This is a genomic window from Microcoleus sp. MOSTC5 (assembly GCF_036701825.1).
In the GTDB taxonomy this organism is placed as follows: domain Bacteria; phylum Cyanobacteriota; class Cyanobacteriia; order Cyanobacteriales; family Microcoleaceae; genus Microcoleus; species Microcoleus asticus.
In genome coordinates this window covers 131,986-158,368 of the sequence record NZ_JAUBRK010000010.1, presented here as the reverse complement: position 1 = coordinate 158,368, position 26,383 = coordinate 131,986, and the positions used below count along the sequence as shown (strand labels likewise).

Sequence of the window (26,383 nt, the reverse complement as noted above, 5' to 3'; positions counted from 1 at the left end):
TAAGTTAGGAGTTGGGATTCAATCAACTCTCAGCAAAACTTTTCATTATATCATAAAATTATTTTGCAAGAGGTCTATTTTATCCGCAAATTTTGTAGTGAGGAAGTTAGTCATCATTAATAGTTTTTAATGCAGTTTTCGAGAGTCGCCCTTCTATTAAGCCCAGCCCAAAATCCGCCGCTAATGCCATCAAAGCCGCGGGAATTGCCCCAGCCAAAAGTAACTGATTGTTGACTGTAGCAACGCCCCGAAAAATAAACACCCCCAAGCCACCGGCACCAATTGCAGCCGCAATCGTTGCCAGTCCGATCGCAATTACTGCTGCAACTCGCACGCCCGCCAGAATCACGCCCAGTGCCAGGGGAATTTCCACTTGCCATAACAGTTGCATATCAGTCATTCCCATTCCTCTCCCGGCTTCCGTAATCGCCGGATCGACGCCGACAATACCGGTATAAGTATTGCGGATAATAGGCAGTAAAGAATACAGAGTGAGGGCGATAATTGCCGTGTTATCGCCTATTCCACCCACTATCGGCACCGGGATTAGCAAGCCAAACAAAGCTAAACTGGGAATTGTTTGCATAATATTAGCAAATCCCAAAATGGGCTTTTTCAATTTTGGTTTTCTGGTGACTAAAATCCCGAGGGGAATCCCCACACTAATAGCGATAAAAATTGCAACAGTTACTAAATATAAGTGTTCGGTCGCGCGCTGAACTATCTCCGCACCATACCGATTGATAAATTGCATCATGTGGAAATTAGTAATTAGGAATTGACAATTGTAAATTTTACTATAATCGAATATCTCGTAGGAGTCGGTTCACCAATATCTTTAATTTCCCGCCATCAGCTTCAAAAACCGACCCATAGCTATAAACGAATGATGGGATCGCACATCATATTATTACCCAGTCCCGGGTAATTGCAAACATTCAAGAAATGCGCGAGCTTCTGGATGCTGAGATTTTAGAAAATCAGCGGGCGATGCCAATTCAACCAACCGTCCATCTTGCATCAAACCTATTCTAGAAGCTAACAAAAAAGCTTCTTGAATGCCGTGAGTCACAAAAATCACTGTTTTGCCCAGTTGCTGCTGCAATTGACCGAATTCCCGCTGCAATTCCAGACGAGTAATCGGGTCTAAAGCACCAAACGGTTCGTCCATTAACAATATCGGAGGGTCAGCCGCCAGTGCTCTAGCGACGCCCACCCGCTGCCGCTGTCCGCCGGATAACTGATGGGGATAGCGTTTGGCGAAGTGCTGGGGGTCGAGGTTGACTAATTCTAACAGTTTGCGGACGCGAGATTGAATGCGATCGCCCTCCCAACCTTCTAATTTCGGCACTAAACCGACGTTTTGTTCGACGGTAAAATGGGGAAACAAACCGATTTCTTGAATCACATAACCAATTTTTCGGCGCAGTTGAATTGGGTTCCACTGAGTTGTCGGTTTTCCCATGACAAGAACTTCGCCGCTGCTTGGCGTTAGTAAATTGTTAATCAATTTCATGGTAGTAGTTTTGCCACTCCCGCTGCGCCCCAGCAATACTAAAACTTCTCCTTGCAGCACTTTGAAATTGAGTTTGTCTACTAAATGCCTGCGGTTGAGGCGATATGTCACGTCGAGACATTCGACAGCAACTTCATTATTGAGAGGCATGATTAGTTCCGGTGATTTGGGTTTTCAAGAATTTTAGAACTTACAGACAAGGGGATAGAAACCCGGTTTTTTTCTTAGATAATTTACTGCTTAACCCAAGATTTGTCAGAGAAACCGGGTTTATGAGCGTAAGTCCTAAAATTAAAACCAGCGAGCGTCGGGGGACAATTCCCAATTCTAAAATCTAAAATCTAAAATCGATTTGATTTTGCCATTCTAGCAGTAAGGCTCGACATTGGAGGCAAGTTAATTTTTTGAGTAAGTCGCGAATTCCGTCTGGGGTGGCCGGATATGCAGCACCGATCAGTTCGGGGCTTACTGTTGCTGTAGGGTGCAATTCTGCAACAAAACCGTAGAGTTTTTGATTGGAGAAGGAACTGTTTATTGCCCAGCCAATGGTGTTGATCGGTTCGATGCGGGCGATCGCGCTTTCTGTCACGCCTAGTTCCCTCTGAATTATAGGTGGAACAGCCTCTGCTGGCGTGGCTTCGGCTGGTACGCGACCGCCGGGAAAATCCAGGGTTGCGGATGCCACGCCGGGGCGATACATCGGTGAGGGAAACACAAATTTTTCAGCTTGAATTGTCAAGATTACAACTGAATCTGCTCTTTCTACTCGCCAATATTCTACTGTTTTTCCTTCGGTTGTTTCGAGATGTTCGGCGATTAGTTTTACCCAATGAGACTTGATTTCTACAAAGCGATCTAGAGTTTTCCACTGGGATTTGGCAGTTGGGTTCATGTGGGAATTTTTGAAATAAATCAGATGTTGTTTGCTATGGTAGTCTATCGTTGCCGAACCCAACAATAAAAGATCGACCTTTTCAGCTTTGAGCCAGTTTTTTCCTCTCGATTGTAAATTTTTGCTACAACCCTACACATTCGCCTCGATAATTCGGTAACATAGACTACATAATCAAAGTTTATCTGCGCCTTCGCTCTGGGTTGTTTTAACCGCGCCCTGGTGCAGACTCTTAGCTAGACAGGAGTAGTTATGCAACTGCAAACAGATATTCGTACTTGGCAATCCCAAGCAACCCCAGGAAGCTTCGCCAGTGCCGGCGACTGGGAAAAATTTGGCTGCGCCGTACCTGCACCAAAATTGACTCCTTCTATGTGGGTTAAATTATTCAATCCGCCAACAGCATTCAGCTTTGACGAAGCGTGGCTGTTGTGTGAATGTTCTGATGAAAAGTGGCTGGCTTGGATTCCTGATTATGGCGAAATTTTACTGAGTAAACATGAATTTTGCGCTACTAAATCGTGAATTACGCAGACAAACTTTCATAAACCGGGTGTTAAAATCCATATCCCTCGGGTTCCACGGGATATTTTGGACAAAAGCTGGTTTCTGCGTAATTATGTCGTTTGCAGAGAGGAATGCAAGTCCTCAAAGTTTGATAAGGACTTGCATTCCTCTCTGCAAACCTGTTATATGATGTCATTTTAGCGGACATCATATAAGCCCTAATAGATATTAATTGAAATTTCACTAACAAAAAGAGCAATAGGTCTTCTATTGCTCTTTTTGTTTAAAAACACTCTCTAGTTTTTGTCTTCAGACACTGGAAGTTATATCAAGTGGGGTCGATTGACCACAATATCGTCGCGGTGAGGGGTTTACTGTATCGATGCTTGCATTGGAGATATTGGTGAACCCGTCCCTACAGCAATTACGGTCAATTTAGCCGCCGTGATATTGCTGGCTTATCTGCAAACTGCACGGTTATTTACGTTTCTAACAATCGTGCCTACTCTGCCATTAATCTGAACCGGGTTCTTGGTGCTGGCTCGAATCAAGAGTGGTTGTTTGGCGAGACATTCTCTGATTGATGCTGCCCATGCGGTGAGAGCTCCGGTGTATTCTGTACGACCCGCTGGGGCGCGAAACTGATCGGTAATTAGGTAATCCGAGGTGATGCTAGTGTCAGTAGCAACATTGGTAATAATTGGAAAGTCAAAGGCTTTGGGCAAGGTTCTGTCCTGGATTCTGCCCGGTAGCAACTGGTATTTCATCGAGCCACCCTTGTAGTCAAAACCTGCTTGAGGGCTGGTTGGAGGGCTTGTTTGAGCCAAGGCGGGAACAGGCAAGCTTGCTACCAAAACGGTGCAAAAACTCCAAAATAATTTCGATTTCATCCGATTCATCTCCTCAACTTTATGACGATTAGCACTAATTTAGGTACGATTAAAAGACACTCGCTTTTATTGAGAAAGCGCCTGATGATATTGAGCTTTTGAGTTTGAACTCAACGCAGCTAATTTATTACCAAACATTCTCAAAAATGTTAAAACTGGTTTGCCTGACAAACTGTAGAAAAGTTTCAGTTGAGTTAGACATTTACACACCTGAAGTTGTTACAGCATTGGGGAGTCGGTTTTACCAGAATGATTCATTTTCGATCGATGTCATTGGAACTTTATCAAATTTTGTCTCAGATATCAAGTTTTGCCGATCGCGTATCACGTTTTAACACTGGTTTGCGGCTCGATCGAGGTTTTGGTGTTGCGGGCTATACCTGGGCGAGAAAGATGCTAGAGTGCATCGATGGGCGTTTGAGTATTTTCAGGCGACAATAGACACAGAAGGGGCTTGAAAATAGGTGATTTTAGTGGAAGATAGTAAATTTATCGACGTATCGGACATTATGGGTGTTCCCGTGGCTCCGGCGGGTTACAAATCGGGATTTGTAGGTATTGTCGGACGCCCGAATGTCGGAAAATCAACGCTGATGAATCAGTTAGTGGGGCAGAAAATTGCGATTACTTCGCCGGTGTCTCAGACGACGCGTAACAGGCTGCGGGGCATCCTAACGACACCGGAAGCACAAATTATTTTTGTAGATACTCCCGGAATTCACAAGCCGCACCACCAATTGGGCAAGGTTTTGGTGCAGAATGCCCGCACAGCGATTCAGTCGGTGGATGTGGTGCTGTTTGTGGTGGATGGTTCGGTGGAATCGGGAGGGGGCGATCGATATATTGTCGAAATTCTCAGCAATACCAAAATTCCGGTGATTTTGGGGATGAATAAATTGGACGAACAACCGTCGGATTGCGTGTTGATCGATCGAACTTACGAGCAAATCGTCAATCCTGAGTGGCCGGTGGTGAAATTTTCGGCTCTCACGGGCGAGGGTGTCGAGCCGCTGCAACAATTGTTAATCGAACATTTGGAGGTTGGGCCTTATTATTATCCGCCCGATTTGGTGACTGACCAGCCGGAACGCTTTATTATGGGCGAATTGATTCGGGAACAGATTTTGCTGCTGACGCGGGAAGAAGTGCCGCATTCCGTAGCAATTGCGATCGACATAGTTCAAGAAGAAGCAAAAATTACTCGCATTCTGGCGACAATTCACGTCGAACGAGATTCCCAAAAAGGCATTTTAATCGGTAAAAGCGGCAGTATGCTCAAGTCGATCGGCAGTGCGGCCCGCGAACAGATTCAAAAGTTAATTGAAGGCAAAGTATATTTGGAGTTATTTGTCAAGGTGCAGCCGAAATGGCGGCAGTCGCGCACTCGTTTGGCGGAATTGGGTTATCGGGTAGAAGAATAAAACTTTATCTGTGGGCAGTTTCCCTCTCTTAATCCTGATGTGCTCAGAAGCAGAGTTGAGAACTTCATCGAAACCACCAAGGAGGAGTGTATGTCGTTAACAGGTATAGCCAAGGAAACATTACAGATTCTAGAAAAAGGCGAGTTCATTTCAAAGCACGGCCATGTTATTAATTTTGCTACCGAGCAGAAGCTGGCAGAGAAAAATACTAAGTTGTATCGACCCGAAGAAGTTGAAAATTTATTGCAAAATACGCAATGTGATGCGAAACAGAGTCTTTTGGTGGAAGTTACCGATGAGACCACTCAAGTAGCCGCCTACCGTTTGGTAAAAGGTGAAGGTTGCCGCGATCTCGTGCTCCTAAACTATGCCTCCGCTCGAAATCCTGGCGGCGGATTTATTAATGGTGCAAAAGCACAAGAAGAAGATTTGGCTCGCTGTTCCGGGTTATATCCCTGTCAATTGACACAACCCGAGTATTATGAAGCAAACCGATCGCAAGATTCTCTTCTTTACACCGATTACCTGATTTATACTCCAAAAGTTCCTTGGTTTAGAATCCGCAGTCGTGAATTGCTCGATGATTATTTTGTAGCATCTGTTATTACTGCGCCCGCACCAAATGCAGGTCAAGTATTGCGTCGCGATCCCAATGCGCTTCCCGATATTGAAAAAGCATTGCGGCGACGTGCTGGATATGTACTTGCGGTGGCACAAGATAATGGACATCGATCGTTGTTACTCGGTGCATGGGGGTGTGGCGTGTTTTGCAACGATGCCAGTATGGTAGCAGATGCTTTTGGTCAGTGGCTTGAGAGTCCGCGATTTCATGGATGTTTCGATCGTGTAGTTTTTGGTATATACGATTCGGCTAAGAGTAAGGATACATTGAAGGCATTTAAAAATAGATTTAAGTAAAAGTATTGCATTCTCAGCCTCGCTGTCGTCAATGCCTCTAACAATCCCAACGCACGCCGACTTTCAGGAGGTCATCGGCTGGAGTTTGAGGTAGTTTTTAGCAGGCGATTGGGAGCGTTATCTCGCAAACACTGCCTGACCTTGGAGATGATTCGGAAGCTCGATCGAGAGCTTTACCTACAGAAAATTGGTAGAATAAATAGATACGCTTCGATCGCGCACCTATGCAACAAGCTAGTATATCCAATCTTTTCACCAAACATCAAACTAGGAGATTCTCAAAAATTCCAACTATGAACTACCGACACCACATCACGATCGAAGCAAATAAACGCAGTGGTAAGCCTTGTGTACGCGGCTTGCGAATTACGGTTTATGAAGTGCTTGAGTACCTGGCTTCCGAAATGACCGAAGCTGAAATTTAAGGGCGATTTTCCAGATTTGACGCGAGAAGATTTAAAAGCCTGCATTACTTATGCTGCTGACCGCGAGCGTCGGTTTATGACCGATCCCTTATCCGCATGAAATTACTTTTTGATGGAAATTTGTCGCCCAAGTTGCCGAATCGTTTGAGCGCTCTTTTCCCAAATTCGCTTCACGTTCGAGATGTGGGAATGAAAGCAACGATCGACCTAATAGTTTGGGATTATGCAAAAGATATGACTGCGCACTTCTTAGTCAAACGCAGTCAGCCTGGGAACCCTAGCAATAGGGATATTTTGACAGAAATGTCTTAAGAATTCCCCTACCTTCAGGTCGAGGAGTGTCAAAGGATTTCTACATACCCTTCTGTTCCATGTACGCGAATTCGTTGCCCATCTTCGATCAGTTTGGTGGCATTTTCTACTCCGACAACTGCCGGTAAGCCATATTCACGTGCGATAACTGCTCCATGGGTCATCAGTCCACCAACTTCGGTGACTAGACCTTTTATGGATACAAATAATGGTGTCCAGCTAGGGTCAGTAAACGAGGTGACTAATATATCTCCATCTTCTAGATCGGCGTCTTCCATGTTTAGGATGACACGTGCTCGTCCCTCTATAACTCCGGAAGAAACAGCCAGGCCTACAATAGCTTCAGCCGGGAAGTTTTCTCGTTTGTACGCACCGGCAATCATTTCACCATCAGAAGTGAGAACACGTGGGGGAGTTAGTTTTTCAAATGATCTGTACTCGTCTTTTCGTGTGCTGACGATCTGGTAATCCAGTTTATTTGTGCGTACAACTTCGTGCAGTTCTTCAAAAGTGAGGTAGTAAATATCCTGTCTTTCATGAATAACGTTGGCTTGTACGAGTTGTTCCGCTTCTTTCAGCAACGCCTCCTTATAAACGAAGTAGCGATTAACGATGCCGTATTTTGGATATTCACGATAGCCTGCGAAATTCCGGACTAGGCCGATCATCCGCTTTGTTTCTTTGGCTTTTTGTTCACCATCCGGTAATTGCTTCAATCGTTCTAACAACTCTTGTTCTTTGTTCAAAGCCGCCTGTCGCCCCTGCTCAAATTTCCGCTTACCGGCACCAGGCTCAAAGTTTTTGATGTTACTAAGGATTATGGGAAAAAGTGTCGTTGGTTTTTCGCTCCAACGAGTTCTAGTAATATCGATTTCTCCGGCACATCGCATTCCGTATTTGTTGAGAAAAGCATAGATGGCGTCCTGGGCTTCCTGTCCACCATCAAGCTTAACCAGCTCATCCAAAAAGCTATCGTCTTTTAGATGTTGCAAGTAATTGATTACTTCTGGATACGGGCGAATCACATCTGCAACATCCAACAACTCCAGACCCATTTCCGAAGTAATATTGTTGGATACGGATTGAGAAAGCGTGTCTGCTACGTTCTTTTCACTTAACCACTCCATCATTTTCTCATTGATCCAGGAGGAAGCATTCATACCAGTCATAAGCACACCAAAACTCTGTGAATCAGAGTTGGTCTTCTTTAATTGCTGGATATCTTCCAGGATAAAATCAAACAGATCCGATCCTGATTTCGTTTGGATGGTTTGTTTTAACGCTTCGATCGAGGTTTGACTCTGTTGAATCAAATCAGCAACAATCGCCGGATCGTAGTCGTTTAGGGTTTGAAAATCAGCAGGCGATCGACCTTTACTGCTTTTGCCGAGACTCCGATCGTCGGGTAACGATTTTATAAAATCTCCCCGCTCTATGATGGTTGTAAGTGCGTCTTTCATGAGCGGATCGGATTTTCCCAATGTGACGTTTAATACAGTTTCTCTGCTGACAGGTGAAGCCAGCGTCGCTGTAACATCAACAAATAACCTTCCACCAGCAGTGTGCATGGGTGCATGGGTCGTTAACAGGAAAAAAGACAATCCCAATGGTTTCATGGCATCGGTCATCATTTGGTTGTGACCGACAGATACATAGACGTGGTTTTCCCGATCGTTCGCTTCAGGGATGGGGTATAAAGTAGTGATTGGCCGACTCTGGACAATATAAAATGTATCATCAACCAAACACCATTCGATGTCCTGGGGACAGCCGAAATGTTCTTCGATCTTTCTGCCCGTGCGCTCAAGCTGTAAAATCTGCTCATCCGTCAGCGCTTGCCTGTTCTGCTGCTCAGGCTCAATTTCCTGCTCTTTCGTGCCGCCATCTTTTAAGGCATAAACAGCCAGTTTCTTGGTAGATATTTTCTTATCGACAATCGTGCCGTTACACACTTTATAGTTATCGGCATTCACCAGGCCGGAGACCAAGGCCTCGCCAAGTCCGAAGCTGGCATCAATGGATAACACTTTTCTATTAGAAGTTACGGGATCGGCAGTAAACAAAATGCCTGCCACCTGCGGGAAGACCATCTTCTGAACAACCACAGACAGGTGGACTTTACGGTGGTCGAAGCCGTTTTGAAGGCGGTAAATTACTGCTCTCTCGGTAAATAGCGATGCCCAGCACTTGCTGATATGCTGATAGATTGCCTCCTTTCCGATAATGTTCAAATACGTATCCTGCTGGCCTGCAAAAGAGGCAGTCGGTAAATCCTCTGCAGTTGCGCTGGATCTTACTGCATAGGCATTTTTTTCATCAAGCCTGGAGAGGAGGCGGGCGATCTCTTCATTAATGTCTTGAGGAATGGCTATCCCTTCGATGACCCTACGAATCTCACCGCTAAGTTCACCGATTTTATCCCGGTCTTCCACCTTTAGAAGCGATAACCGATCCAGTAATTCGTTAATCGACGGCGTTTCCCCAATGATTCTTTTAAAGGCTGCAGTAGAAATACAGTAGCCATCCGGTACGCGGATTCCTTCAATCTTGGAAAGTTCCCCCAGGTTTGCGCCTTTACCCCCAACAAGCATGATTTTTGTTTTGTCAATCTCCTGAAAACCAAGCACATAGGAACTCATATATTTACCTCCTGTGGCAATTCCTTCTTTAATAATTTTGATGACATCCTTCGGGCTAAAACGATTTACCGGAGTATTGTACTTCAACTCGACACTCAAAAGTGCATCTTATCCCGAAATAGCCCCTCATTTAGTGTTGATGGCATTTCTGCATCGAGTGATTAATGGTGGGGGAACATTGGAGCCGGACATATGCCATTGGACGCGACTGAATGGATTTATGTTTGCGTTATGGTGAGGTAACATTGGGAATTGAACAGAAGGTTTGGCGAACTCGGAAAGTCGATCCGTTGAGTAAAGGGTTGGAACAGTTAGATGGATATTTGGCTCGATTGGGACAAGATGAAGGGTGGTTGATTGTATTCGATCGACGCGAGAATGCGATCGAATTAGAAGAACGACTGAATACTGAAATTCATCTGACACCAATGGGGCGAACCGTTACAGTTATTCGTGCGTGAAGAAGTTCTGATGAATGCCTCGATTTTTGCGCTCGCCGAAAGTGTGCGATCGACTCTAATCTCAAAGATAATAAAGATAGCTTTTTTCAGTGCGACGGCTTAAGTGTTTAAGTTGAATTGTGCGGCGAACTCGATCGAGGAAAGGAGATTCTGATGGGGAGTAAGAAGAGGTTGACATACATCCTCAAGCGGCGGTATTATTCGACTATATGCAGTGTTGTACCGCAAATGCGATACAATTATAAGTTAGGTAGCTTGAGCCTCTGGCTAGGGCCGTACGGTAAACTCACTTGTTGATAGTAAAACATAGGTGAATGTTAGTGGCGCTTTTCAGTCGGCTCTTAAATCTCAATACAGGCAGTATTCCGCTAGAAGATTTCTTCACTGAGTTGGTCGCCTACCTCTTCAGTACAGACAAGGAAATTCTCTATTCTTGGCTTAAGAATTTAAACTTATTGGATATAAATATTTATTTGGATGCCTATGTTTCAACACAGAGGGAGTTTGAGCCTCTTGATGATCATCGTTTAGCTAGCCGCCCAGATATCTTAATTGAGCTAGTAGATGCTAAAAGTCGTAGCATCATCTTTATCGAAAGTAAGATTGGCTCTCAGGAAGGCTACGAGCAGCTTTCAAGGTATGCCGAGATTTTGCATGGAATTTCAGGGTTCCAGCACAAATTTCTTTTGTACATTACTCGTGATTTTGATCCAAAAGATCAAGCAGATATTTTCAAGAATATTTCTCAATCTACCGTTCAGTTCAGGCAATTGAGGTGGCATCAGTTCTATCGATTTTTGAAATCTCAGGCAGATACAATGCTTGTTAAAGAAATTGTGAAATTTATGGATGAGTATCGCATGGCACATAACAATCAGTTCTCTTCTATTGACGTGATTGCGTTAGCAAATTTCACAAAATCACTAAAACTTATGGAAGAGACAATGTGGGGAGAAGTCAGTCAGCGCTTTGAGAAAGTTCTGGGAGCAATTAAGCAAAAGTCTACAGCTCTTACCCAGATTCAATGGCATGGGCGGTATTTAATGACTGCCTCAATGCCAAGTGGAAGATGGTGGTGTGGTCTAGGCTTTATTCTAAAGACATCACATTTAACTGATTACCCAATAGTACGTCTCGTACTTGAAGTAGATCCTAATTCACCGCGTCGAGCAGAAATTATTGAAACGATGAAAGATATTTGCGAACAGTACGGTTGGAGGGGTTATAACTTAGATAGCTCAAAAGACTGGGCAGGAATAGTTCGAGACAAAAGTTTACAGGATTTTCTTTCTGAAGAAGACCATGTGGTGGCTGTCAAAAGATTTTTCCTGCAAGCACTAGATGAGTTAGAAAAGATCAAAGATCAGTATTCAAAACTTCCTTGGGTAGCAATTCAAGGCAATGGAGAAAGCTCTGATGATACGTTGCCAGCTACCTAACAAATCGTTGCAACGGCGGAATAAAGATAATCGGTGGGGATGCCAGGGTTACTAACCGCCGTTGAACTCAATCGTTATCTCGCAAACGCTGCCTGACTTTGGAGATGATTCGGAATCTCGATCGAGAGCTTGACCTACAGAAACTTGGTAGAATAAATAGACACGCTTCGATCGCGCACCATGCAACAAGCTAGTAGCTCCAATCTTTTCACCGAACATCAAACGAGGAGATCCCCAAATGCCATTGGCTGAACTCATCTCACAAATCCAGGAACTTTCAAAAATTGACAAGCTTCGGCTGATGCAGTTTCTGGCAACAGAACTGGTCAAAGAAGAAGATGCAACAAACTTTTTTGTTGCCGATCGAGAGTATCCGGTCTGGTCGCCTTACAATTGCTCTGAGGCTGCCAATGTTTTAATGAATCTTCTGACGACAAAACAACAAGAACAGAATGATTGACGCTCAGAGATTTCCCTACAAAATCATTGACAGCAGTCTTGGCATGGTCGATCGAATGCCGTATCTGCCATTGACACTCAGCCTGAACGGTCAATCTTTGAACGCTGAGGGCTTATTAGATACAGGCGCAAGCGTTAATGTTTTGCCCTACGAGTTAGGGCTACAACTGGGCTTAGTCTGGGAAAATGAGACACTCTCAATCGTATTGGCTGGGAATTTGGCTCGATTTGAAGCCCGCGCAGTCGTTGTTAATGCTCGAGTTAGTTCATTCCCAACGCTTAACCTGGCATTTGCCTGGACACAAGCAACCAATGTACCTTTGATTTTGGGGCAAGCTAATTTCTTATTCGAGTTTGATGTCTGTTTCTTCCGGGCACGTTCAGAATTTGAAATCCGTCCTAAGCAGAGTGAATAGAAATGAAGACACTCCAACTATACCGTTATCTCGTAAACGCAGCCTGACTTTGGAGATAATTCGGAAGCTCGATCGAGAATTAAGGATTCCGGTGGATAAATGTCGCCCTACATTACCAACACTAATTGCTGCTTTATTCTACGATTTATCAACAGATAAAAAAATCCAAATCCCTTCAATCGGCGAAAAACGGGAACGGGAATTGCGATCTCCTACAGCTAGGACTTGATATGATATCTACGAGCAAGCCAACTGGTTGAGCCAACAATCCCCGTACCTTGATAGTCGGGGAGTGTCAACAACAACTATCAAGGCAACTCAACGGAACTCGGTTTAGCAATGTGAGGCAAGCCCCAGCCCAATTTTTCCCGCAAAATGTGGAAAAACTCAAAAGATTGCACCCGAATAAAGCGGGCTGGGTACGGAGAACGCTCGACTTGCACCCAATCTTCGGGCAGAACATAACATCCGCCGTTACCGTCTACCACCATTACCAGGCGGTTTGGACTCGCCGGCAAAATCTTGACCGGCTCGGTGTTGGAAAACACCAAAGCCCGCGAAGCCATTGAATGCGGGCAAATAGGCAGCAACTGCAGCACCGGCACTCCGGGAATGATGACAGGGCCGCCGGCAGAAAGGGCGTAAGCTGTCGATCCTGTGGGAGTCGCGATGATAACTCCATCTGCGGCAATGTCAATAGAGGCGTGTTGCCCGATCGCCACTTCAAAATGACACATACAAGTCAGCGGTTCCCGGTGCAGCACCATTTCATTGAGACAAAGAGCTTCCCAGAGGCAGTCGTTTTCTCGAAACAGCCGCACCGCCAGCATCGATCTTTCTTCTATTTCGTATTCTCCGGCGATTACCTTTTCCAAAGCTTGCGGCAGCAAGTTCAGGTAAGTTTCTGTTAAAAAGCCCATGTGACCGGTATTGACAGTCAGCAGCGGCACTCCAATCGGAGCGACTTGGCGAAATGCCGACAGCACCGTACCGTCGCCGCCCAAAACCACTGCAAACTCCATGTCGCTGTCAAAACCGGGGGGGACGAGTTGTTCGATCGGGTTGTGGCACAGGGGGCGATCGGGGCTAGAATAGCCCAGAATTCCTCCGGAACCAGAAACCGAGCAAACCTCCCAGCCGCGGGCAGTCAGCTTGTCTTCTAACTCTGCGGCGATACGACAAGCCACAGGTTTAACGTCGTTGTATATAATCCCAGCTTTCGGCACTTTAAAATGTAAAGGGCATTTTTTGTTTACTCCGTTTTTTAGTTTTAAGCTGCTCGTACTCTATTTCCTTGAGCTTCTTCATAATCAGATTAAAGTATTCTTCCAGATAAGACTCCAAAGTAGTAGTTTCTTTGGGGTCGATTCCGAAGACACTGTAAACGTCATCCATCGGAGCTTTCAAGGGTTTTCCGGCTGCCAAAACTTCTGAAAAAGCCAATCTGTCAGCTACGTTCCAACTCCACTGAAAGAACTTAGCAAATTGACGAGTAGCCTTCAACAAGGCGTCTGGGGTGCGCGTAATTTTAGCTTGCTTCCCTGACAGCCTTTCGCACAAACGCACGATTTCTTCAGCATCCCAAGCGCGATTTCCGACAACCGGAAAGCTTTTTTTCTCGGTTTCAGGAACGGACAGAGCCCGGACGGCAAATTTAGCAACGTCCTGAGTGTTCATGTAGGCAAGGGCTGACGGCTTTTTGGGCAGCCAGACTGCCTGATTGTCCAAAATCGGCATTGCATACAGACTCAGCAGTCCTTGCAAAAAGCCGCAAGGTCTCAAGATTGTATAGTCTAGACCGGATTCTGCTAAGAACAATTCGGTACAGCGCTTGATTTCCAACAAGGGGACTTGAGGATATTTCTCGGCGTCGAGAAAGGAAAAGAATATGTAACGCTTGATGCCTGCTGCTGCTGCTGCTTGAATCAGCGATACTTTTCCGTCCCAGTCTACTCTTTTGATGCTGACAGAATCCGCAGCACTGGCTGTTGCTGCATCGATAATAGCACTGACGCCTTCTAGGGCCGGAGGCAGACTGTCTGGCTGGCAAAGGTTCCCCGGTACGAGTTCAGCGCCCCATTCTTTCAAAAATGCAGCTTTTCTGTAACTTCTGACTAAACAGCGCACCTGGTAGCCCTCGTCTAGGGCGCGGCGGGCTATTTGGCGGCCGAGAGTGCCGGTGGCACCTAAAATCAATAAAGTCATCTAGGGATTAATTTATGAATCTTAAACTTTCAATAAGATGGTATCAGGTTTTTGTTAAGTTTTTTATAAAAACTTAACAAAAACCTGAATTTTTCTCATTTTAGGCTTGAGATATTCGGCAGAAGGCTTGCTTTCGGCAGAAAGTAGACACTAGAAGGCAGAAGGTAGAAGGCTTCTGAAGGATTGGTTGAAAAAAACTTATTCTTCGCCGCCTTGCAATTTGAGCAGGAGGAAGCCTCCACCTATACCCACGAAAATTAGGGAAAAGGACAAAAAGGCTGCATTGAAAATTTCAGGATTCATTGTTTGATAAGTCCAATTGGGCGATCGCATTAAATAAAGATAATATAATTTGGGGCTACCAGCTACATGAATGCTAAAATTTCAGTGCCCAAATTCCTGTATTTTGTTGGAGAGAACTGCCTTGAGTCTCGATCGGGAAGCAAAACTAGCTGTAACTCTGGGAGATCCGGCGGGAATTGGCCCGGAAGTGATTCTCAAGGCATTGGCAGATCCCGCTGCTGCTTTGAGGGCGACGGTTATAGGTTCTAGGAGAGTTTTGCAGCAAACTTACGATAAGTTGCGATCGAGCAATCCAGCAGCAGAAGCGGCAAATCCCGAAACATTAAACATTATTGATATTGAACCAGACAGCAAGTGGGGCGAAATTGTCCCGGGCGTCGGGAGTGCAGCTAGCGGGGCGGCTAGCTTTGCTTACATGGAAAGCGCGATCGCCCGTACCATCGCCGGCGAATTCTCCGCGATCGTGACAGGCCCGATTTCCAAAACTTGCTGGCAAGCGGCAGGTTACAATTATCCCGGACAAACAGAACTCCTCGCAGAAAGGGCAAAATCGCAGCGATTCGGAATGCTGTTTGCCGCCACATCTCCCCACAGCGGCTGGACGCTCGTAACTTTACTGGCTACCACACATATTTCCCTCCGTCAAGTCCCCGATGCTTTGAGTCCAGAATTGCTGAGCGAAAAACTAGAATTGCTGGTAGAGTGTTTGCGGGAAGATTTTGGGCTGGAAAGACCAAAAATAGCTATTTCTGGCTTAAATCCTCACAGCGGCGAAAATGGCAAACTGGGAAATGAAGAGCAAGACTGGATGATACCTTGGTTGGAAACGCAGCGCGATCGCTTTCCTCAAGTGCAGTTAGACGGGCCAGTCCCCCCCGATACTCTCTGGGTAAAACCGGCTAAAGTTTGGTACGGTTTAGCCACAGAAGCTCACGACGGTTACTTGGCAATGTACCACGACCAAGGGTTGATTCCAGTAAAATTGATGGCTTTCGACAAAGCTGTCAACACTACAATTGGCTTGCCTTTTGTCCGCACATCTCCGGATCACGGCACAGCTTTTGATATTGTAGGTCAAGGGATTGCAGATGCCTCCAGCATGAAGGCAGCATTGCAGTTGGCGGCTCAGTTGGCTAGTCGCAGAACAGCAGTTAAAATAGGGCGAGAGCTTTAGTACGCCTGACGCTTGGAAAAATTGTGTCATTCCTATTGATTTTCGCTGGGGTGAGGCGGCAAGCAAGCTGATAATTTCCTTCGGTAGATTAAAATCACGTTTAGGTAGCGCAGTATGACACCATCTAATGATAATTCAGGCAAAATATATCAGTCAGAAAAAGAGGTTTCTGATGCAACTATGGCAAGTTCTAAAGCTGGAGAGCAACTTCAGGAATTGCTAACCATACTGACTGAATTCCAGTTATTAAAAAAATCAAAAAAAGAACCGAGCGAGCTGAAATTACCGCTTTCTGAAAAGTCTGTTCAGCGATTTGAGGATGAGGAAAATCGGCGCAACCAATTGTCTTTTCGGATCGAATCACCGCCTATTGTACCCGAAGTATTAACTGACAATGAAGAGATGCCCTCTCAAAGACAAGAAAAAAATAATGAAAAACCTGATTTATCTATAATCGCGAATGTAGAAAAAAATTATAGACCGTCGGAGGAAGAATTAGAACAAGCAGTGGAGGAGTTTAAGCGGTTACAGCAACTGCTGTTTGAAAGAGATTTACCGGAATTTTACAGTAATGTTTTGAGCGTGGAACAAAGGTTAGAAAATTTTGAGCAGCTCATGTCTGAGCCCGAAGAGTTGAGGAATTTACTGAGACCGTTAATTCCTGAGTTAGTGAGAGAAGAATTAGAGGGGTTGAAGTCGGAATTCAAAAAGGCGATGGAACTCGCGAGCAATAATAAAATTAATGGACTCGAATTGCCGACGAAATTAGCGGATTTGGAAAATCAAATTGCTAAATTCAACCAGCAGCAACTGCCGAATGCTGAACAGTTAATGCAACGGCTAATACCGGTGGTGGGCGAGCTGCTCAACCGCAAGCTAGAGGAGTCTAAGTTAGAAGTAGCTTCGGCGATCGCACCGAAAGTCAATCAAGTAATTTACAATCAAAACGGACTTGAAGAACACGTAGTAAGAATTGAAGATAGAGTTGCGAATATTCAGCAGCGTTACCAGCAGCAACCAGAAGATTTAATCAAGCAGCTAGTACCGGTAGTTAGCGAGTTGCTGAACCGCAAAATTAGTGAATTGAAGTTAGAGGTTATAGCAAGTGTCGCACCCTCAGTACAAGTAAGAATAGCTTGGGTAGAAATAGAAGAAAAAGTATTGAGTATCATCGAACGCCGGCTGGCTGCGCAACAGTCGCCAATCCAAAAGCCAGAAGAGATAATGGCGATGCTAATGCCAGCAATAACTGATTTGCTGAACCGGAAAATCGATGAATCAAAATCAGAGGTAACAGCGGCGATCGAACCTTTGATAGAATCAGCAATTCTTCAAAGAGAAGTTCAAGGAAAATTGAGCGACGTAGAAAGTAGACTAAATAATCTTCAGCGACAGCAAAAGTCTCAGCCGGAAGAAATAATGGCAAGGTTGATGCCGTTAATGATTGAGTCGCTGAACCGGAAAATCGACGAGACAAAGTTAGAGGTGAGAGAGGCGATCGCGCCGGCTGTCAACAGGGCTATTCAAAACAGCGGTATTGCAGCACAAATATTAAATAATGACAGTAAGATTGTCGCAGTTCAGCAGCAAGTTTTAGCCGAAATAGAAGGGTTGATGGCAAGAATAATGCCAGTGATTGTAGAAATGTTGTCCCGAAACATCGGCGAAGCAAAGCTAGAGATAGAATCTGCGATCGCCCCGGCTGTTGATGCAATCATTCAGAATAAAAGGATCGATCAAAGACTCGGGAAGATCGAACAACAGATTGTGGCGATCGAACACCGGATTTATGAATCGACAGACTTGTTTACAGATTTACTGAAACCTTTGATTGATGAGCTGATGGTTAGCCATCACGCCCAACTAAAAAAATCGGTACTCGAATCTATTTTACCATTGTTAGATGAAGTTGTCGGTTATAATTACAGACTCAACGATAAAGTAGGGGAACTCGATCGCAAAATTACTGATGCTGAATGGGGAGGCAATCGGGAAGAATTACTGGCCAGAATTAAAATCATCTTTCCGGAAATGATGATTCAAACAATTAATGAGTCAAAAAAATCGTTTGCCGAAACCATAGCTCCAATAATTGATGAAGTAATTAATACCAAAACCCGACAAAACAGGCAGTCGATGGGAGTAGCCATATCGCCGGCTATTCCTGTGGGAATCAGCCACAGAATCAGTGAATCTCCCGATGAAATTGCAATGGCGATCGCGCCGGAAATGGCCGCCGCTATCAAACAGCAAATTCATCTCAAGCGAGAAGCAATGTCGGATGCACTTTATCCGATTATCGGCAGCACGATTTTAAAATACATCGCCGAGAGGATGCGGGAGATTAATGAAAAACTCGAATCAGCTTTAAGTCCAGAGGGAATTAGTCGCAAAATTAAAGCCAAATTTCAGGGCATTTCTGAAGCAGAATTGCTGATGAAAGAAACGACAGCACTGAGTGTTAAAGCTGTTTTTTTAATTCAAGCAAAATCGGGATTAGTAATTTCAGCAGTGCAGCATTCTCAACGCGAACAGCTAGAATTAGACACGGTAGCAGGGATGCTGACTGCTATTCGGGCTGTTGTCAACGATTGCATATCTCAGTCGAGAAATATTGCAGAGATTGATGCTATAGAATACGGCACATCTACGATCGTATTGGAAATAGCGAATTCGTGTTATCTGGCAGTAGTTATGCAAGGAGAAACCCGCCAGTGGTTTAAGTACAAAATGCGAGCGATATTCAAAAAGATTGTTCAAGAATACGGGGTTCAAATCCAGTCATTTAACGGCGATCCAGCCACTGTGCCGGCAGAAGTAAACTCGTACTTGCAAAAATTAATCGATACAGAGGTAAAAGTTAAATCTCCTCAACTTCCAATTTTACCAATTATCTGTTTGGCAGCGTTAGGTGTAATTGGTATACCTTGGGGAATTCATCAATACCGCAGCGGAGTTGAAGCGAGCTTAGAAGCAGATACGAATTTAGCTTTACAATCTGCTCCGGAGTTATCGGTTTATCGCCTCGCGGCAGATGTTAAAGATAAAATATTGGAGATTTCTGGACGAGTGCCGAATCAAAAGCTGCGCTCGAAAGCGGAAAAAATCGCTCAGCAAGCGGCTCCAAAATTAGGAATTGAAAATAAAATTATAGCTGTTGAAGTCCCTCCCGATCCGGTTTTAGTCGAAGCCGATGTCAAGCGGACGGCAGCTCTTTTGAATAAGGTAGAAAGCATTGATATCTCGGCTCGCTATGCAGAGGGAAAAGTCGCCGTTGCAGGTAGCGTGAGCAAAGTGCCAGATGCTCAAAAAATAACTCAAGCTTTTGAGAAAATTCCGGGGGTGAAGTCTGTAACAAATACAGTAATAATAGGAACTAAACCGCAGTCAAAAATAATGGCAGTTCGCGTGTATTTCGGTGCCGGTTCGGCAAGTTTGCAGGCGAAAGACGTAGCACAAAAGCTTAGCAAAGTCAAGGAATATATGGAGGAAAATAGGACGAAGAATTTGAGGATAATTGGCTACAGCGATTTTAAAAGTGCTCCGGCCGAAAATCAAAAGTTGGCACTGGAAAGGGCGACAAATGTGAAAGGTATTTTGGTTAAACAAGGGATAAATGGCAACAGAATACAAGTTGCTTCTACTAAGGGTCGTCCCGAAGGTGTGGAACCAAGTCAACCGCTGTGGCTGAACAGATTGGTAGTATTTGAGGTGATAAATTAAAATGGGGAATAGCGAATAGGGGATAGGGAATAGGGGATAGTTAATTGGGAATTTTCCCTAATGACTAATGACTAATGACTTATTTCTCTTAATTTATAGTAACTGGCAAGAAGGTTAGGACATTTTTTATCGCTGAAAATATTGCTCTGACTGCATTTCCCTTCTTCCTTCTTCCTTCTTCCCTCTTCCTTCTTCCTTCTTCCCTCTTCCTTCTTCCTTCTTCCTTCTTCCTTCTTCCTCTTAAATTAATCTAACTCGCCCGGAGGTAAAGGGTTGTATTCGATCGCCCGCCAAGCATACTAACAAGCGGCCGCATCCATCAATGCCCGCGGCTTCTCCGCAGATGGTTTCGGAGGAAAGTTCGATCGCCACCGGGCAGCCAATCAACGCATCGCGGCGGCGCAATTCCGGCAAAAGTAGCGCTAAACCGGACTTGGAGGCTGGCTTGTCTGCGGTAGAAAACATATCGGCTAGTTCGAGTAAATAGTGTCGCAGCCGATCGAGCAAACACAGTTCATCTGGTACTGTACTAGCAATAGAATGCAAGCTTACCGCATTGCCGATCGCCCTTTCATCCAATCCCGCAGCCGCGAAATCTACGCAGCGGTTGAGTCCAATTCCGACAACAGCGCGAGTTTTACCAAAAACATTGCCGGAAGTAGCTTCGCAGAGAATTCCGGCTAATTTGTGGCGATCGACCCAGACATCGTTTGGCCATTTCAGGCGCAGCATATCGCGACAGTCGGGAACCAAATCTTCGATCGCGTAAATCACGGCTAAACCGGCTGCTAAACTGAGTCCTGGCAACAGATTGGGGTTGAGGTTGTCGAGTACAAAACTAACAGTCAAGACACCGCTTGGGGCGTGCCAGGTGCGCCCGTGTTGGCCGCGCCCGCTGGTTTGTCGCCTAGTAAATACAGCATCTCCGTGGTGGAGTTGGGCCGCGCGGGCGATCGCCCAACTGTTGGTACTCGGACAGGTATCCAAGGAGTGTAGCCAGTGAGGGAGGTTTGGGCGATCGGGTTCTGGGGTTGCGGGCACGGGAGTTAAGGGCAATTCAGACAAGGTGTGATTTGTAGTATTTGATATCTAAAAGCTGATTATCGCATTTTCCAGAAGTGCGACCTCGCGCGACGGCGAGAACTCAGAGAAATTGGAGTGTAGTACAGTTTCAGCATCAGATTTACCTTACGCCACCACATCAGTTTAGCCGCACAATTTCTTGATTTATAAGGGTTTGGGGGAACGCAGAGGGTTGGTTGGAGCGATCGACACCCCTTTAAAAAACCCAATTTTAAAAAAAGTTGTATTACCCCCTTGACAGTCTTGTATTATGCAATGTAGTATAAATGTATGGCGAAGGGGAAAGAGCTTCAAAGCCTTACCCCACGAGCAATATGAACCTTGAAAACAGAATAGGAAGTTAATCGTGTCACATAATTGTGGACATCGGCGGTGTAGACTCCGGCAACAATAGCCCGATCGGGTTGTAGTACGCGGAATCAACCGCCACCCCGTCCCAACTTGAATAATTCAAGGACAGAATATTGTTCATTTTCGCGGGGGTATAGCTCAACTGGTCAGAGCAGTCGCCTGTCGAGCGAAAGGTTGCGAGTTCAAGTCTCGTTACTCCCGTCAGTCGATTTTAGATTTTAGATTTTAGATTTTAGATTTACTCCACAGGAGAAGAATCTGTGAATTGGAACTTTGGTCTAAAATCCACACCTCCTGTCGGAAAGCAAGTATCCGTTTTTCGGCGGGGGTCAAAGTCCCGTAGGCAAAAGTCAAGCCGTCTCCCCCTCAAGGAGAAGATTGCGAGTGCAAACCTCGTCGGGACTCCCAGGTTAGGTGGCCGAGTGGTTGAAGGCGTCGGTCTGCAAAACCGAATTTCGCGGGTTCAAATCCCGCCCTAACCTCTGTTCCCAATCAGAAGTTAAAAATTAGAAATTAAAAGATTAAACTAACAGTCTTTTAATTGATTTTTTTAACTTTGAAAAGGAACGAAACGAAAGTGACATTGCAGCGTAGCTTAATCGTAAAGCGCCAAGTTCATACCTTGGTCAATGCGGGTACCGCTTCGCGGAAGCAAGCTACAAATCCCGCCGCTGCCACCACAAGCAGGGATGGTGTAACTGGCAACACTCTGGTCTCCAAAACCAGCATTCTGAGTTCAAATCTCAGTTCCTGTGCCAATTTATAGTGCTGTAGGCAAATGGTTTAAGCCGCTTGGTTTTCACCCAAGTGATTGCGGGTTCAACTCCCGTCAGCACTTCCAAACTGGGTCGGCCCTCCTATTGGCGTGGGTAGCTGTCTGTAAAACAGTAGCTTAAAGCGTTGCTGGTTCAATTCCAGCCCGACCCATTTGTAACTGCATTTAATCCGCAGTTGCAATTTTGAGAACGTGGTGTAGCCGGATAACATCTCAGTTAATAAAACTGAAGATTGAGGGTTCAAATCCCTCCGTTCTCGCTCGCTGAGGAGAGGTGGCCGAGAGGCTTAAGGCACCTGTTTGCTAAACAGAATCGGATCAAACCGACGCAGGTTCAAATCCTGTCCTCTCCGTTGAAATTTCCCCCGATAGCTCAGTTGGTAGAGTGCTTGTGTGAAGAACAAGAGGTCGTCAGTTCGATACTGACTTGGGGGATTGCGTTGCCTTATAGCTCAATGGTAGAGCAAGCGGTTGTTAACCGCTAGGTTGTAGGTTCGAGTCCTACTGGGGCAGCCATTTTTTAAATTGCCGGGTAGACAAATTGGTAAAGTCGCCTATCTCTGAAATAGGAGTTTATGTAGGTTCAAAGCCTACCCCGGCACCCAATTATTGGGAAGTCGCCTAATCGGTATGGCACCGCTCTTTGAAAGCGGAAAAATGCAGGTTCGATCCCTGCCTTCCCAGTTCTGCTATTACCAAAGCAGATCAATTACACTCCTGTAGCCCAATTGGCAGAGGCCGCAGTTTCAAAAATTGTGTTGTGTGAGTTCAAATCTCACCAGGAGTACCAAATTTTTAACTAAGTTTCTACTTGCTCCTATGGCGGAATTGGCAGACGCGGCAGACTTAAAATCTGTTTTATTTTGAGTGTGAGTTCGAGTCTCACTAGGAGCATGAACGGGATGTAATTCAGCGGCCAGAAGCCATGCTTTGGGAGCATGGAGTCGTTGGTTCAAATCCAACCATCCCGACTTTACCCCTGTGATGTAATTGGAAAACATCACTCGCTCAGAACGAGTGTTTTTTGCAGGTTCGAGGCCTGTCAGGGGTATAAGGTTTTATTCAATCTCAAATCTCAAATCTCAAATCTCAAATCGGTTTTGCCCCTGTAGCCCAATTGGTAGAGGCGCTAGATTTAGGATCTAGTTAGTGCTGGTTCGATGCCAGTCAGGGGTATTTGGTGACATCGCGGGTGAAGTAGCCTGGGTAGGCTTGGAGGTCTCATAAGCCTCTTAATAGCAGGTTCAACTCCTGCCCCCGCTACCAAAAATGCAGGTGTGATGTAATTGGCAACATAAGGCTCTTGTAAAGCTTTCTTGCGAGTTCAAATCTCGCCATCGGCTTGGCGTGCTGGTGTAGCTCAATTAGGCAGAGCAACTGATTTGTAATCAGTCGGTTGTAGGTTCAATTCCTATCACCAGCCCCACAATTGCGGATATGGTGTAACGGTAGCATTCGAGTCTTCCAAACTCTAGGCACGAGTTCGAGCCTCGTTATCCGCTTGGGCAAACAAGAAGTTTTTTAATCTCACATCTTGCACCATTCTCAAGAACAGGCAAGATGCCTGTTCCACAAAGAGTAGATTTTCTTGTGGAACGGGCCGGAGAGCGCGTTCAAAAGGCTTATTCACAAGGGTGCAACATCTCAGTTCAATCCAAAATCTCAAATCTCAAATCGGTTTGCGGGTGTGATGTAAAGGCTAGCATCTGAGTATGCCATTCTCAGCGCATGGGTTCGAGTCCCATCATCCGCTTTTGTAGTCCTGTAGCTCAACGGTAGAGCGTTTGCCTTACAAGCAAGATGTTGCAGGTTCAAATCCTGTCAGGACTACCAATATGGGAGTGTAGCTCAATGGATAGAGCGCCGCGCTTCGGACGCGGATGTTGTGGGTTCAAGTCCTGCCACTCTCGTTGTTTTTACTTTAATTTAAGGAGGTTGATTCCATTGAATGGATAATTTTTTATATTAAGAGCGATCGCCCTTTGCGTGTCCCAATTTTTGGAGCCTACATACTTTAGTACGAGAGGAAAGGTAACGCTGTCAAAATCAGCGGGCGTTTGAGAACGAGGAGTGCATTGAACCCGGCAGGTTGGCTTAAAGGTAGCCATCCTTTAAAGAGTGTGTAATAACTCATCGGCGGAGTTCCTCTAGTAACTGATAAAACGCAATGCTCTAGTAACTTGCACGGAAAGTGCGTGAAGCGCAGCTATCCCGTAGGGAATCGCGCATTAACAAAAAACATGGGAGCGTAACTCAACTGGATAGAGTGTCGAGCTTCTACCTCGAATGTTGTGGGTTCAAGTCCTACCGCTGCTGCTGTCTGGGGTTCGTAGCTTAATTGGTAAAGCATCTAACTGGCTGTTAGAAAGATATCGGTTCAAATCCGATCGCAATCCACCACACCAATTTTAGATTTTAGATTTTAGATTTTAGATTTACTCCAGAGGTGAATCTTTGACGCGAGGTGATTCGATTTTAGATTTTAGATTTTAGATTTTAGATTTACTCCACAGGTGAATCTTTGACGCGGGGTCATTCGATTTTAGATTTTAGATTTTAGATTTTAGATTTACTCAACAAGTGAATCTTTGACGCGGGGTCATAGCTCAATTGGTAGAGCGCTTGCTTTGCACGCAAGAGGTTAGGAGTTCGATTCTCCTTGATTCCACTGCGGTGTCTGAAGCCAAATCGGTAGCGGCGCTGGTTTGTGGAACCAGTAATAGCGGGTTCAATTCCCGTCAGACACCCCTTGGAAGATGCCGCTAAATGGTTGGCAACCAGTCTTGAAAACTGGGGTACAGTTAACTGTAAGGGTTCGATTCCTTCATCTTCCTTTTAATTAACCACCGGAAGTCGAAAAGCGAGACACCGTGCTGATAACGCGGCGATAGGAGGGGCAGTACCTCCTCGGTGGATGGATTGGTTTATAATAAGTCTAGGTGAACTTGTTGTGATTTCACCGGATAAAAATAAAGGTTAAATATGAATTTAAAAGATTACAATTACTATCTAGTGCTTGACCTTGAAGCGACCTGCTGTGACAAACAAAGAACTATCAAACAGAGTGAGATGGAGATTATTGAGATTGGAGCCGTTATGCTTGAAGCAGAAACGCTAACTATTATTGATGAGTTTCAAAGCTTTATTAAGCCAGTTCGCCATCCTATGCTGACTGAATTCTGCAAATTGCTAACATCTATTTCTCAGGCACAAGTCGAGGAAGCTCCCACTTACCCGGAGGCGATCGCACTTTTGAAAAAATGGCTGTCTGGTTACTCAAACGGCGTGTTTGCTTCTTGGGGTGATTTCGATCGCAAACAATTTGAACAAGACAGCAATTTTCACAAAGTACCTTTTCCCATTGCTTATCCTCATGTCAATCTCAAACAATTGTTTACAGAAAAGCAAGGTTTGCGAAAACGGTATGGCATGGCGAAAGCTCTGCAACTCGCGGGTTTACCGCTAGAAGGAACTCATCACCGAGGCATAGATGATGCTAGAAATATCGCCAAACTGTTGCCTTACATTCTGGAGCGAAAACAGTTGTCCTGATTTGCGATCGTACTAGAGTAAGAAAAATTATGGGGAGGTCGCCTAAGTGGAATGGCACCGTAAAAACTTTGGAAAAGCGGCTCCCAAAAGGACGATCGGGTTTGTTGAGTAGGGTAAAAAGTTGCTTCGCGACGTTCCCTGAAAACGCAAACTGGCAGCGGGTTGCAGAAGCACTGAAAGGAATTAACAGTCCGAGATGGGGGCAGTTCCCGTCTGCTTGCGGGCAGTAAGGAAGCGCGTTTCCTGAAAGTTGCTGTCGATCGATGCGGGTTCGAGTCCCGTCCTCTCCATATTATTGTCTTTCATTTTAACAAAATCGAGGTTAAACATGAGAAAACTAAAATATTACGTTGCTTCCACCGTTGACGGGTTTATTGCTCGCGAAGATGGCTCATTTGATTGTTTTCCTATGGAAGGAGAGCATTTCGCAGATTTGTTCGATTCCTTTCCTGAAACTTTTCCGGCTCACTTTCAGCAAGCACGAGGCATTCGTGCAGAGAACAAGCAGTTTGATGCTGTTTTGATGGGACGGAAAACCTATGAGGTAGGGCTAAATGTTGGTGTAACTAATCCTTATCCTACCTTGAAACAGTATGTCTTTTCGCGCACTATGAAAGCCAGTCCCGATGAGAATATAGAACTTGTTTGGGACAATCCTGTCGCAGTAGTTAAGGAATTGAAAAAAGAAACGGGTAAAGACATCTGGCTCGGCGGTGGTGGCGCTTTAGCGGCAACTCTTTTTTCTGAGATTGACGAGATGATTGTAAAGTTGAATCCGCTAGTTATCGGATCGGGAATTCCTCTTTTTTCCGGTTCAATCGAGCCGACCAATTTGGAACTTGGCGATCGCAAAATTTATAGCAACGGTTTCATGTTGCTTCATTATCGAGTGAAACATTAGCAATCAGGACTTTATTCGTTG

The 26,383-nt window shown here is 45.1% G+C and carries 26 protein-coding genes, 29 tRNA genes and 1 pseudogene; 44 read left to right on the top strand and 12 right to left on the bottom strand.

Translation table 11 applies throughout. The features are described from left to right. Positions 1-106: 106 nt before the first annotated feature. The 3 genes from QUA54_RS07835 to QUA54_RS07825 all read right to left on the bottom strand — a co-directional run bounded on the left by QUA54_RS07835 (position 107) and on the right by QUA54_RS07825 (position 2,408). Positions 107-757 (bottom strand): ABC transporter permease, encoded by a 651-nt coding sequence (locus QUA54_RS07835; RefSeq protein WP_333414054.1) that lies wholly within the window; start codon positions 755-757, stop codon positions 107-109. 153 nt (positions 758-910) lie between these two features. After that, positions 911-1,666: an ATP-binding cassette domain-containing protein gene (locus QUA54_RS07830; RefSeq protein ID WP_333414053.1), complete on the bottom strand. Its 756-nt coding sequence runs from the start codon at positions 1,664-1,666 to the stop codon at positions 911-913. A 184-nt stretch (positions 1,667-1,850) separates the two neighbouring features. Next, positions 1,851-2,408: an NUDIX hydrolase gene (locus QUA54_RS07825; protein ID WP_333414052.1), complete on the bottom strand. Its 558-nt coding sequence runs from the start codon at positions 2,406-2,408 to the stop codon at positions 1,851-1,853. A gap of 252 nt (positions 2,409-2,660) precedes the next feature. On the opposite strand from QUA54_RS07825, the gene QUA54_RS07820 reads away from it, so the two are divergent. Continuing rightward, positions 2,661-2,933: a hypothetical protein gene (locus QUA54_RS07820; RefSeq protein ID WP_172189516.1), complete on the top strand. Its 273-nt coding sequence runs from the start codon at positions 2,661-2,663 to the stop codon at positions 2,931-2,933. 440 nt (positions 2,934-3,373) lie between these two features. Here QUA54_RS07820 and QUA54_RS07815 read toward each other — a convergent pair whose 3' ends face one another. After that, on the bottom strand, positions 3,374-3,805 hold the full coding sequence (locus QUA54_RS07815; protein ID WP_172189517.1) for a hypothetical protein: 432 nt from the start codon (positions 3,803-3,805) through the stop codon (positions 3,374-3,376). A 267-nt stretch (positions 3,806-4,072) separates the two neighbouring features. Here QUA54_RS07815 and QUA54_RS07810 point away from each other — a divergent pair, with 267 nt between their 5' ends. The 5 genes and pseudogenes from QUA54_RS07810 to QUA54_RS07790 all read left to right on the top strand — a co-directional run bounded on the left by QUA54_RS07810 (position 4,073) and on the right by QUA54_RS07790 (position 6,881). Beyond that, positions 4,073-4,246, top strand: coding sequence for a hypothetical protein (locus tag QUA54_RS07810; RefSeq protein ID WP_333414051.1), 174 nt, complete (start codon positions 4,073-4,075; stop codon positions 4,244-4,246). A 68-nt stretch (positions 4,247-4,314) separates the two neighbouring features. Beyond that, positions 4,315-5,226: a GTPase Era gene (gene era, locus QUA54_RS07805; RefSeq protein ID WP_333414059.1), complete on the top strand. Its 912-nt coding sequence runs from the start codon at positions 4,315-4,317 to the stop codon at positions 5,224-5,226. A 90-nt stretch (positions 5,227-5,316) separates the two neighbouring features. Then, a complete protein-coding gene (locus QUA54_RS07800; RefSeq protein WP_333414050.1) occupies positions 5,317-6,144 on the top strand; it encodes a TIGR02452 family protein in 828 nt (275 codons plus the stop codon). A gap of 293 nt (positions 6,145-6,437) precedes the next feature. After that, positions 6,438-6,669 (top strand): annotated as a pseudogene (locus QUA54_RS07795) (DUF433 domain-containing protein). Further along, on the top strand, positions 6,666-6,881 hold the full coding sequence (locus QUA54_RS07790; RefSeq protein WP_333414049.1) for a DUF5615 family PIN-like protein: 216 nt from the start codon (positions 6,666-6,668) through the stop codon (positions 6,879-6,881). Before QUA54_RS07795 ends, QUA54_RS07790 begins: the two are co-directional and overlap by 4 nt. Before the next feature lie 29 nt (positions 6,882-6,910). Here QUA54_RS07790 and ppsA read toward each other — a convergent pair whose 3' ends face one another. Next, positions 6,911-9,619: a phosphoenolpyruvate synthase gene (ppsA, locus tag QUA54_RS07785; RefSeq protein ID WP_333414048.1), complete on the bottom strand. Its 2,709-nt coding sequence runs from the start codon at positions 9,617-9,619 to the stop codon at positions 6,911-6,913. Positions 9,620-9,732: 113 nt separating this feature from the next. Between ppsA and QUA54_RS07780 the strand changes: the two genes are divergently transcribed. Beyond that, positions 9,733-9,981, top strand: coding sequence for a hypothetical protein (locus QUA54_RS07780; RefSeq protein ID WP_333414047.1), 249 nt, complete (start codon positions 9,733-9,735; stop codon positions 9,979-9,981). A 314-nt stretch (positions 9,982-10,295) separates the two neighbouring features. Then, positions 10,296-11,420 (top strand): PD-(D/E)XK nuclease family protein, encoded by a 1,125-nt coding sequence (locus QUA54_RS07775; RefSeq protein WP_333414046.1) that lies wholly within the window; start codon positions 10,296-10,298, stop codon positions 11,418-11,420. Between the two features lie 51 nt (positions 11,421-11,471). Here the strand turns inward: QUA54_RS07775 and QUA54_RS07770 are convergent, their stop codons facing one another. Beyond that, the gene (locus QUA54_RS07770) at positions 11,472-11,678 is read right to left on the bottom strand and encodes a hypothetical protein (protein ID WP_333414045.1); all 207 of its coding nucleotides are present in this window, start codon (positions 11,676-11,678) and stop codon (positions 11,472-11,474) included. Here QUA54_RS07770 and QUA54_RS07765 point away from each other — a divergent pair. From QUA54_RS07765 to QUA54_RS07755, 3 genes are read left to right on the top strand one after another with little or no spacing between them, the layout of a single operon-like run. After that, positions 11,659-11,880 carry a hypothetical protein gene (locus tag QUA54_RS07765; protein ID WP_333414044.1) on the top strand — a complete coding sequence of 74 codons (222 nt, stop codon included), beginning with the start codon at positions 11,659-11,661 and terminating at the stop codon, positions 11,878-11,880. The genes QUA54_RS07770 and QUA54_RS07765 overlap by 20 nt on opposite strands. Then, positions 11,873-12,295: an aspartyl protease family protein gene (locus QUA54_RS07760; protein WP_333414043.1), complete on the top strand. Its 423-nt coding sequence runs from the start codon at positions 11,873-11,875 to the stop codon at positions 12,293-12,295. Before QUA54_RS07765 ends, QUA54_RS07760 begins: the two co-directional genes overlap by 8 nt. Beyond that, positions 12,288-12,524, top strand: coding sequence for a hypothetical protein (locus QUA54_RS07755; RefSeq protein WP_333414042.1), 237 nt, complete (start codon positions 12,288-12,290; stop codon positions 12,522-12,524). Before QUA54_RS07760 ends, QUA54_RS07755 begins: the two co-directional genes overlap by 8 nt. 79 nt (positions 12,525-12,603) lie before the next feature. Here the strand turns inward: QUA54_RS07755 and QUA54_RS07750 are convergent, their stop codons facing one another. The 3 genes from QUA54_RS07750 to petM all read right to left on the bottom strand — a co-directional run bounded on the left by QUA54_RS07750 (position 12,604) and on the right by petM (position 14,803). Continuing rightward, entirely contained in the window at positions 12,604-13,521 is a 918-nt protein-coding gene (locus QUA54_RS07750) for an NAD(+) kinase (protein ID WP_172189530.1), read from the bottom strand. Between the two features lies 1 nt (position 13,522). Beyond that, positions 13,523-14,500 carry an NmrA family NAD(P)-binding protein gene (locus QUA54_RS07745; RefSeq protein ID WP_333414041.1) on the bottom strand — a complete coding sequence of 326 codons (978 nt, stop codon included), beginning with the start codon at positions 14,498-14,500 and terminating at the stop codon, positions 13,523-13,525. 198 nt (positions 14,501-14,698) lie between these two features. After that, positions 14,699-14,803, bottom strand: coding sequence for a cytochrome b6-f complex subunit PetM (petM, locus tag QUA54_RS07740; protein WP_172189541.1), 105 nt, complete (start codon positions 14,801-14,803; stop codon positions 14,699-14,701). 70 nt (positions 14,804-14,873) lie between these two features. Here petM and pdxA point away from each other — a divergent pair, with 70 nt between their 5' ends. Both pdxA and QUA54_RS07730 read left to right on the top strand, forming a co-directional pair. Then, positions 14,874-15,977 carry a 4-hydroxythreonine-4-phosphate dehydrogenase PdxA gene (gene pdxA, locus QUA54_RS07735; protein ID WP_333414040.1) on the top strand — a complete coding sequence of 368 codons (1,104 nt, stop codon included), beginning with the start codon at positions 14,874-14,876 and terminating at the stop codon, positions 15,975-15,977. 114 nt (positions 15,978-16,091) lie between these two features. After that, complete coding sequence (locus tag QUA54_RS07730; RefSeq protein ID WP_333414039.1) at positions 16,092-19,700, top strand: OmpA family protein; 3,609 nt, start codon at positions 16,092-16,094, stop codon at positions 19,698-19,700. A 240-nt stretch (positions 19,701-19,940) separates the two neighbouring features. On the opposite strand, the gene QUA54_RS07725 is transcribed toward QUA54_RS07730, so the two are convergent. Next, positions 19,941-20,765: a biotin--[acetyl-CoA-carboxylase] ligase gene (locus tag QUA54_RS07725; protein ID WP_333414038.1), complete on the bottom strand. Its 825-nt coding sequence runs from the start codon at positions 20,763-20,765 to the stop codon at positions 19,941-19,943. Positions 20,766-21,132: 367 nt separating this feature from the next. Further along, positions 21,133-21,255, bottom strand: a complete 123-nt coding sequence (locus tag QUA54_RS07720) for a hypothetical protein (protein ID WP_278187183.1) — start codon at positions 21,253-21,255, stop codon at positions 21,133-21,135. Positions 21,256-21,261: 6 nt separating this feature from the next. Between QUA54_RS07720 and QUA54_RS07715 the strand changes: the two genes are divergently transcribed. From QUA54_RS07715 to QUA54_RS07570, 30 genes are all read left to right on the top strand, one after another. Continuing rightward, positions 21,262-21,335: transfer RNA gene (locus QUA54_RS07715), tRNA-Asp, on the top strand. A gap of 132 nt (positions 21,336-21,467) precedes the next feature. Further along, positions 21,468-21,542: transfer RNA gene (locus QUA54_RS07710), tRNA-Glu, on the top strand. After that, positions 21,543-21,616 (top strand) — tRNA-Cys (locus QUA54_RS07705). Positions 21,617-21,718: 102 nt separating this feature from the next. Then, positions 21,719-21,814, top strand: a tRNA-Ile gene (locus tag QUA54_RS07700). 3 nt (positions 21,815-21,817) lie between these two features. Continuing rightward, a tRNA-Trp gene (locus QUA54_RS07695) sits at positions 21,818-21,892 on the top strand. A gap of 6 nt (positions 21,893-21,898) precedes the next feature. Continuing rightward, positions 21,899-21,975 (top strand) — tRNA-Glu (locus QUA54_RS07690). Between the two features lie 4 nt (positions 21,976-21,979). Continuing rightward, positions 21,980-22,061, top strand: a tRNA-Tyr gene (locus QUA54_RS07685). 34 nt (positions 22,062-22,095) lie between these two features. Next, positions 22,096-22,169, top strand: a tRNA-Tyr gene (locus tag QUA54_RS07680). An 8-nt stretch (positions 22,170-22,177) separates the two neighbouring features. Further along, a tRNA-Ser gene (locus QUA54_RS07675) sits at positions 22,178-22,262 on the top strand. Positions 22,263-22,271: 9 nt separating this feature from the next. Next, positions 22,272-22,344: transfer RNA gene (locus QUA54_RS07670), tRNA-Phe, on the top strand. 6 nt (positions 22,345-22,350) lie between these two features. Then, positions 22,351-22,425: transfer RNA gene (locus QUA54_RS07665), tRNA-Asn, on the top strand. 10 nt (positions 22,426-22,435) lie between these two features. Next, a tRNA-Gln gene (locus tag QUA54_RS07660) sits at positions 22,436-22,514 on the top strand. 5 nt (positions 22,515-22,519) lie between these two features. Then, positions 22,520-22,593 (top strand) — tRNA-Gln (locus tag QUA54_RS07655). Positions 22,594-22,622: 29 nt separating this feature from the next. Next, positions 22,623-22,699 (top strand) — tRNA-Leu (locus QUA54_RS07650). 23 nt (positions 22,700-22,722) lie between these two features. Further along, positions 22,723-22,803 (top strand) — tRNA-Leu (locus tag QUA54_RS07645). A gap of 4 nt (positions 22,804-22,807) precedes the next feature. After that, positions 22,808-22,880 (top strand) — tRNA-Pro (locus tag QUA54_RS07640). A 131-nt stretch (positions 22,881-23,011) separates the two neighbouring features. After that, positions 23,012-23,085, top strand: a tRNA-Leu gene (locus tag QUA54_RS07635). A gap of 11 nt (positions 23,086-23,096) precedes the next feature. Next, positions 23,097-23,175, top strand: a tRNA-Met gene (locus tag QUA54_RS07630). Positions 23,176-23,180: 5 nt separating this feature from the next. Further along, positions 23,181-23,252, top strand: a tRNA-Thr gene (locus QUA54_RS07625). 6 nt (positions 23,253-23,258) lie between these two features. Beyond that, a tRNA-Thr gene (locus QUA54_RS07620) sits at positions 23,259-23,335 on the top strand. Between the two features lie 5 nt (positions 23,336-23,340). Continuing rightward, positions 23,341-23,411 (top strand) — tRNA-Gly (locus QUA54_RS07615). A 179-nt stretch (positions 23,412-23,590) separates the two neighbouring features. After that, a tRNA-Gly gene (locus QUA54_RS07610) sits at positions 23,591-23,662 on the top strand. Between the two features lie 5 nt (positions 23,663-23,667). Then, positions 23,668-23,742, top strand: a tRNA-Val gene (locus QUA54_RS07605). 4 nt (positions 23,743-23,746) lie between these two features. Beyond that, positions 23,747-23,819: transfer RNA gene (locus QUA54_RS07600), tRNA-Arg, on the top strand. 332 nt (positions 23,820-24,151) lie between these two features. After that, positions 24,152-24,225 (top strand) — tRNA-Arg (locus tag QUA54_RS07595). A gap of 7 nt (positions 24,226-24,232) precedes the next feature. Beyond that, positions 24,233-24,309 (top strand) — tRNA-Ala (locus QUA54_RS07590). Between the two features lie 195 nt (positions 24,310-24,504). Next, a tRNA-Ala gene (locus QUA54_RS07585) sits at positions 24,505-24,577 on the top strand. Between the two features lie 5 nt (positions 24,578-24,582). Beyond that, positions 24,583-24,656, top strand: a tRNA-His gene (locus QUA54_RS07580). A 4-nt stretch (positions 24,657-24,660) separates the two neighbouring features. Beyond that, positions 24,661-24,743, top strand: a tRNA-Ser gene (locus QUA54_RS07575). 148 nt (positions 24,744-24,891) lie between these two features. Next, positions 24,892-25,461 (top strand): 3'-5' exonuclease, encoded by a 570-nt coding sequence (locus QUA54_RS07570; RefSeq protein WP_333186656.1) that lies wholly within the window; start codon positions 24,892-24,894, stop codon positions 25,459-25,461. Positions 25,462-25,644: 183 nt separating this feature from the next. Here QUA54_RS07570 and QUA54_RS07565 read toward each other — a convergent pair whose 3' ends face one another. Further along, positions 25,645-25,767: a hypothetical protein gene (locus QUA54_RS07565; protein WP_333414037.1), complete on the bottom strand. Its 123-nt coding sequence runs from the start codon at positions 25,765-25,767 to the stop codon at positions 25,645-25,647. 22 nt (positions 25,768-25,789) lie between these two features. Between QUA54_RS07565 and QUA54_RS07560 the strand changes: the two genes are divergently transcribed. Further along, entirely contained in the window at positions 25,790-26,362 is a 573-nt protein-coding gene (locus QUA54_RS07560) for a dihydrofolate reductase family protein (RefSeq protein WP_333414036.1), read from the top strand. The last annotated feature ends 21 nt before the right edge of the window (positions 26,363-26,383 follow it).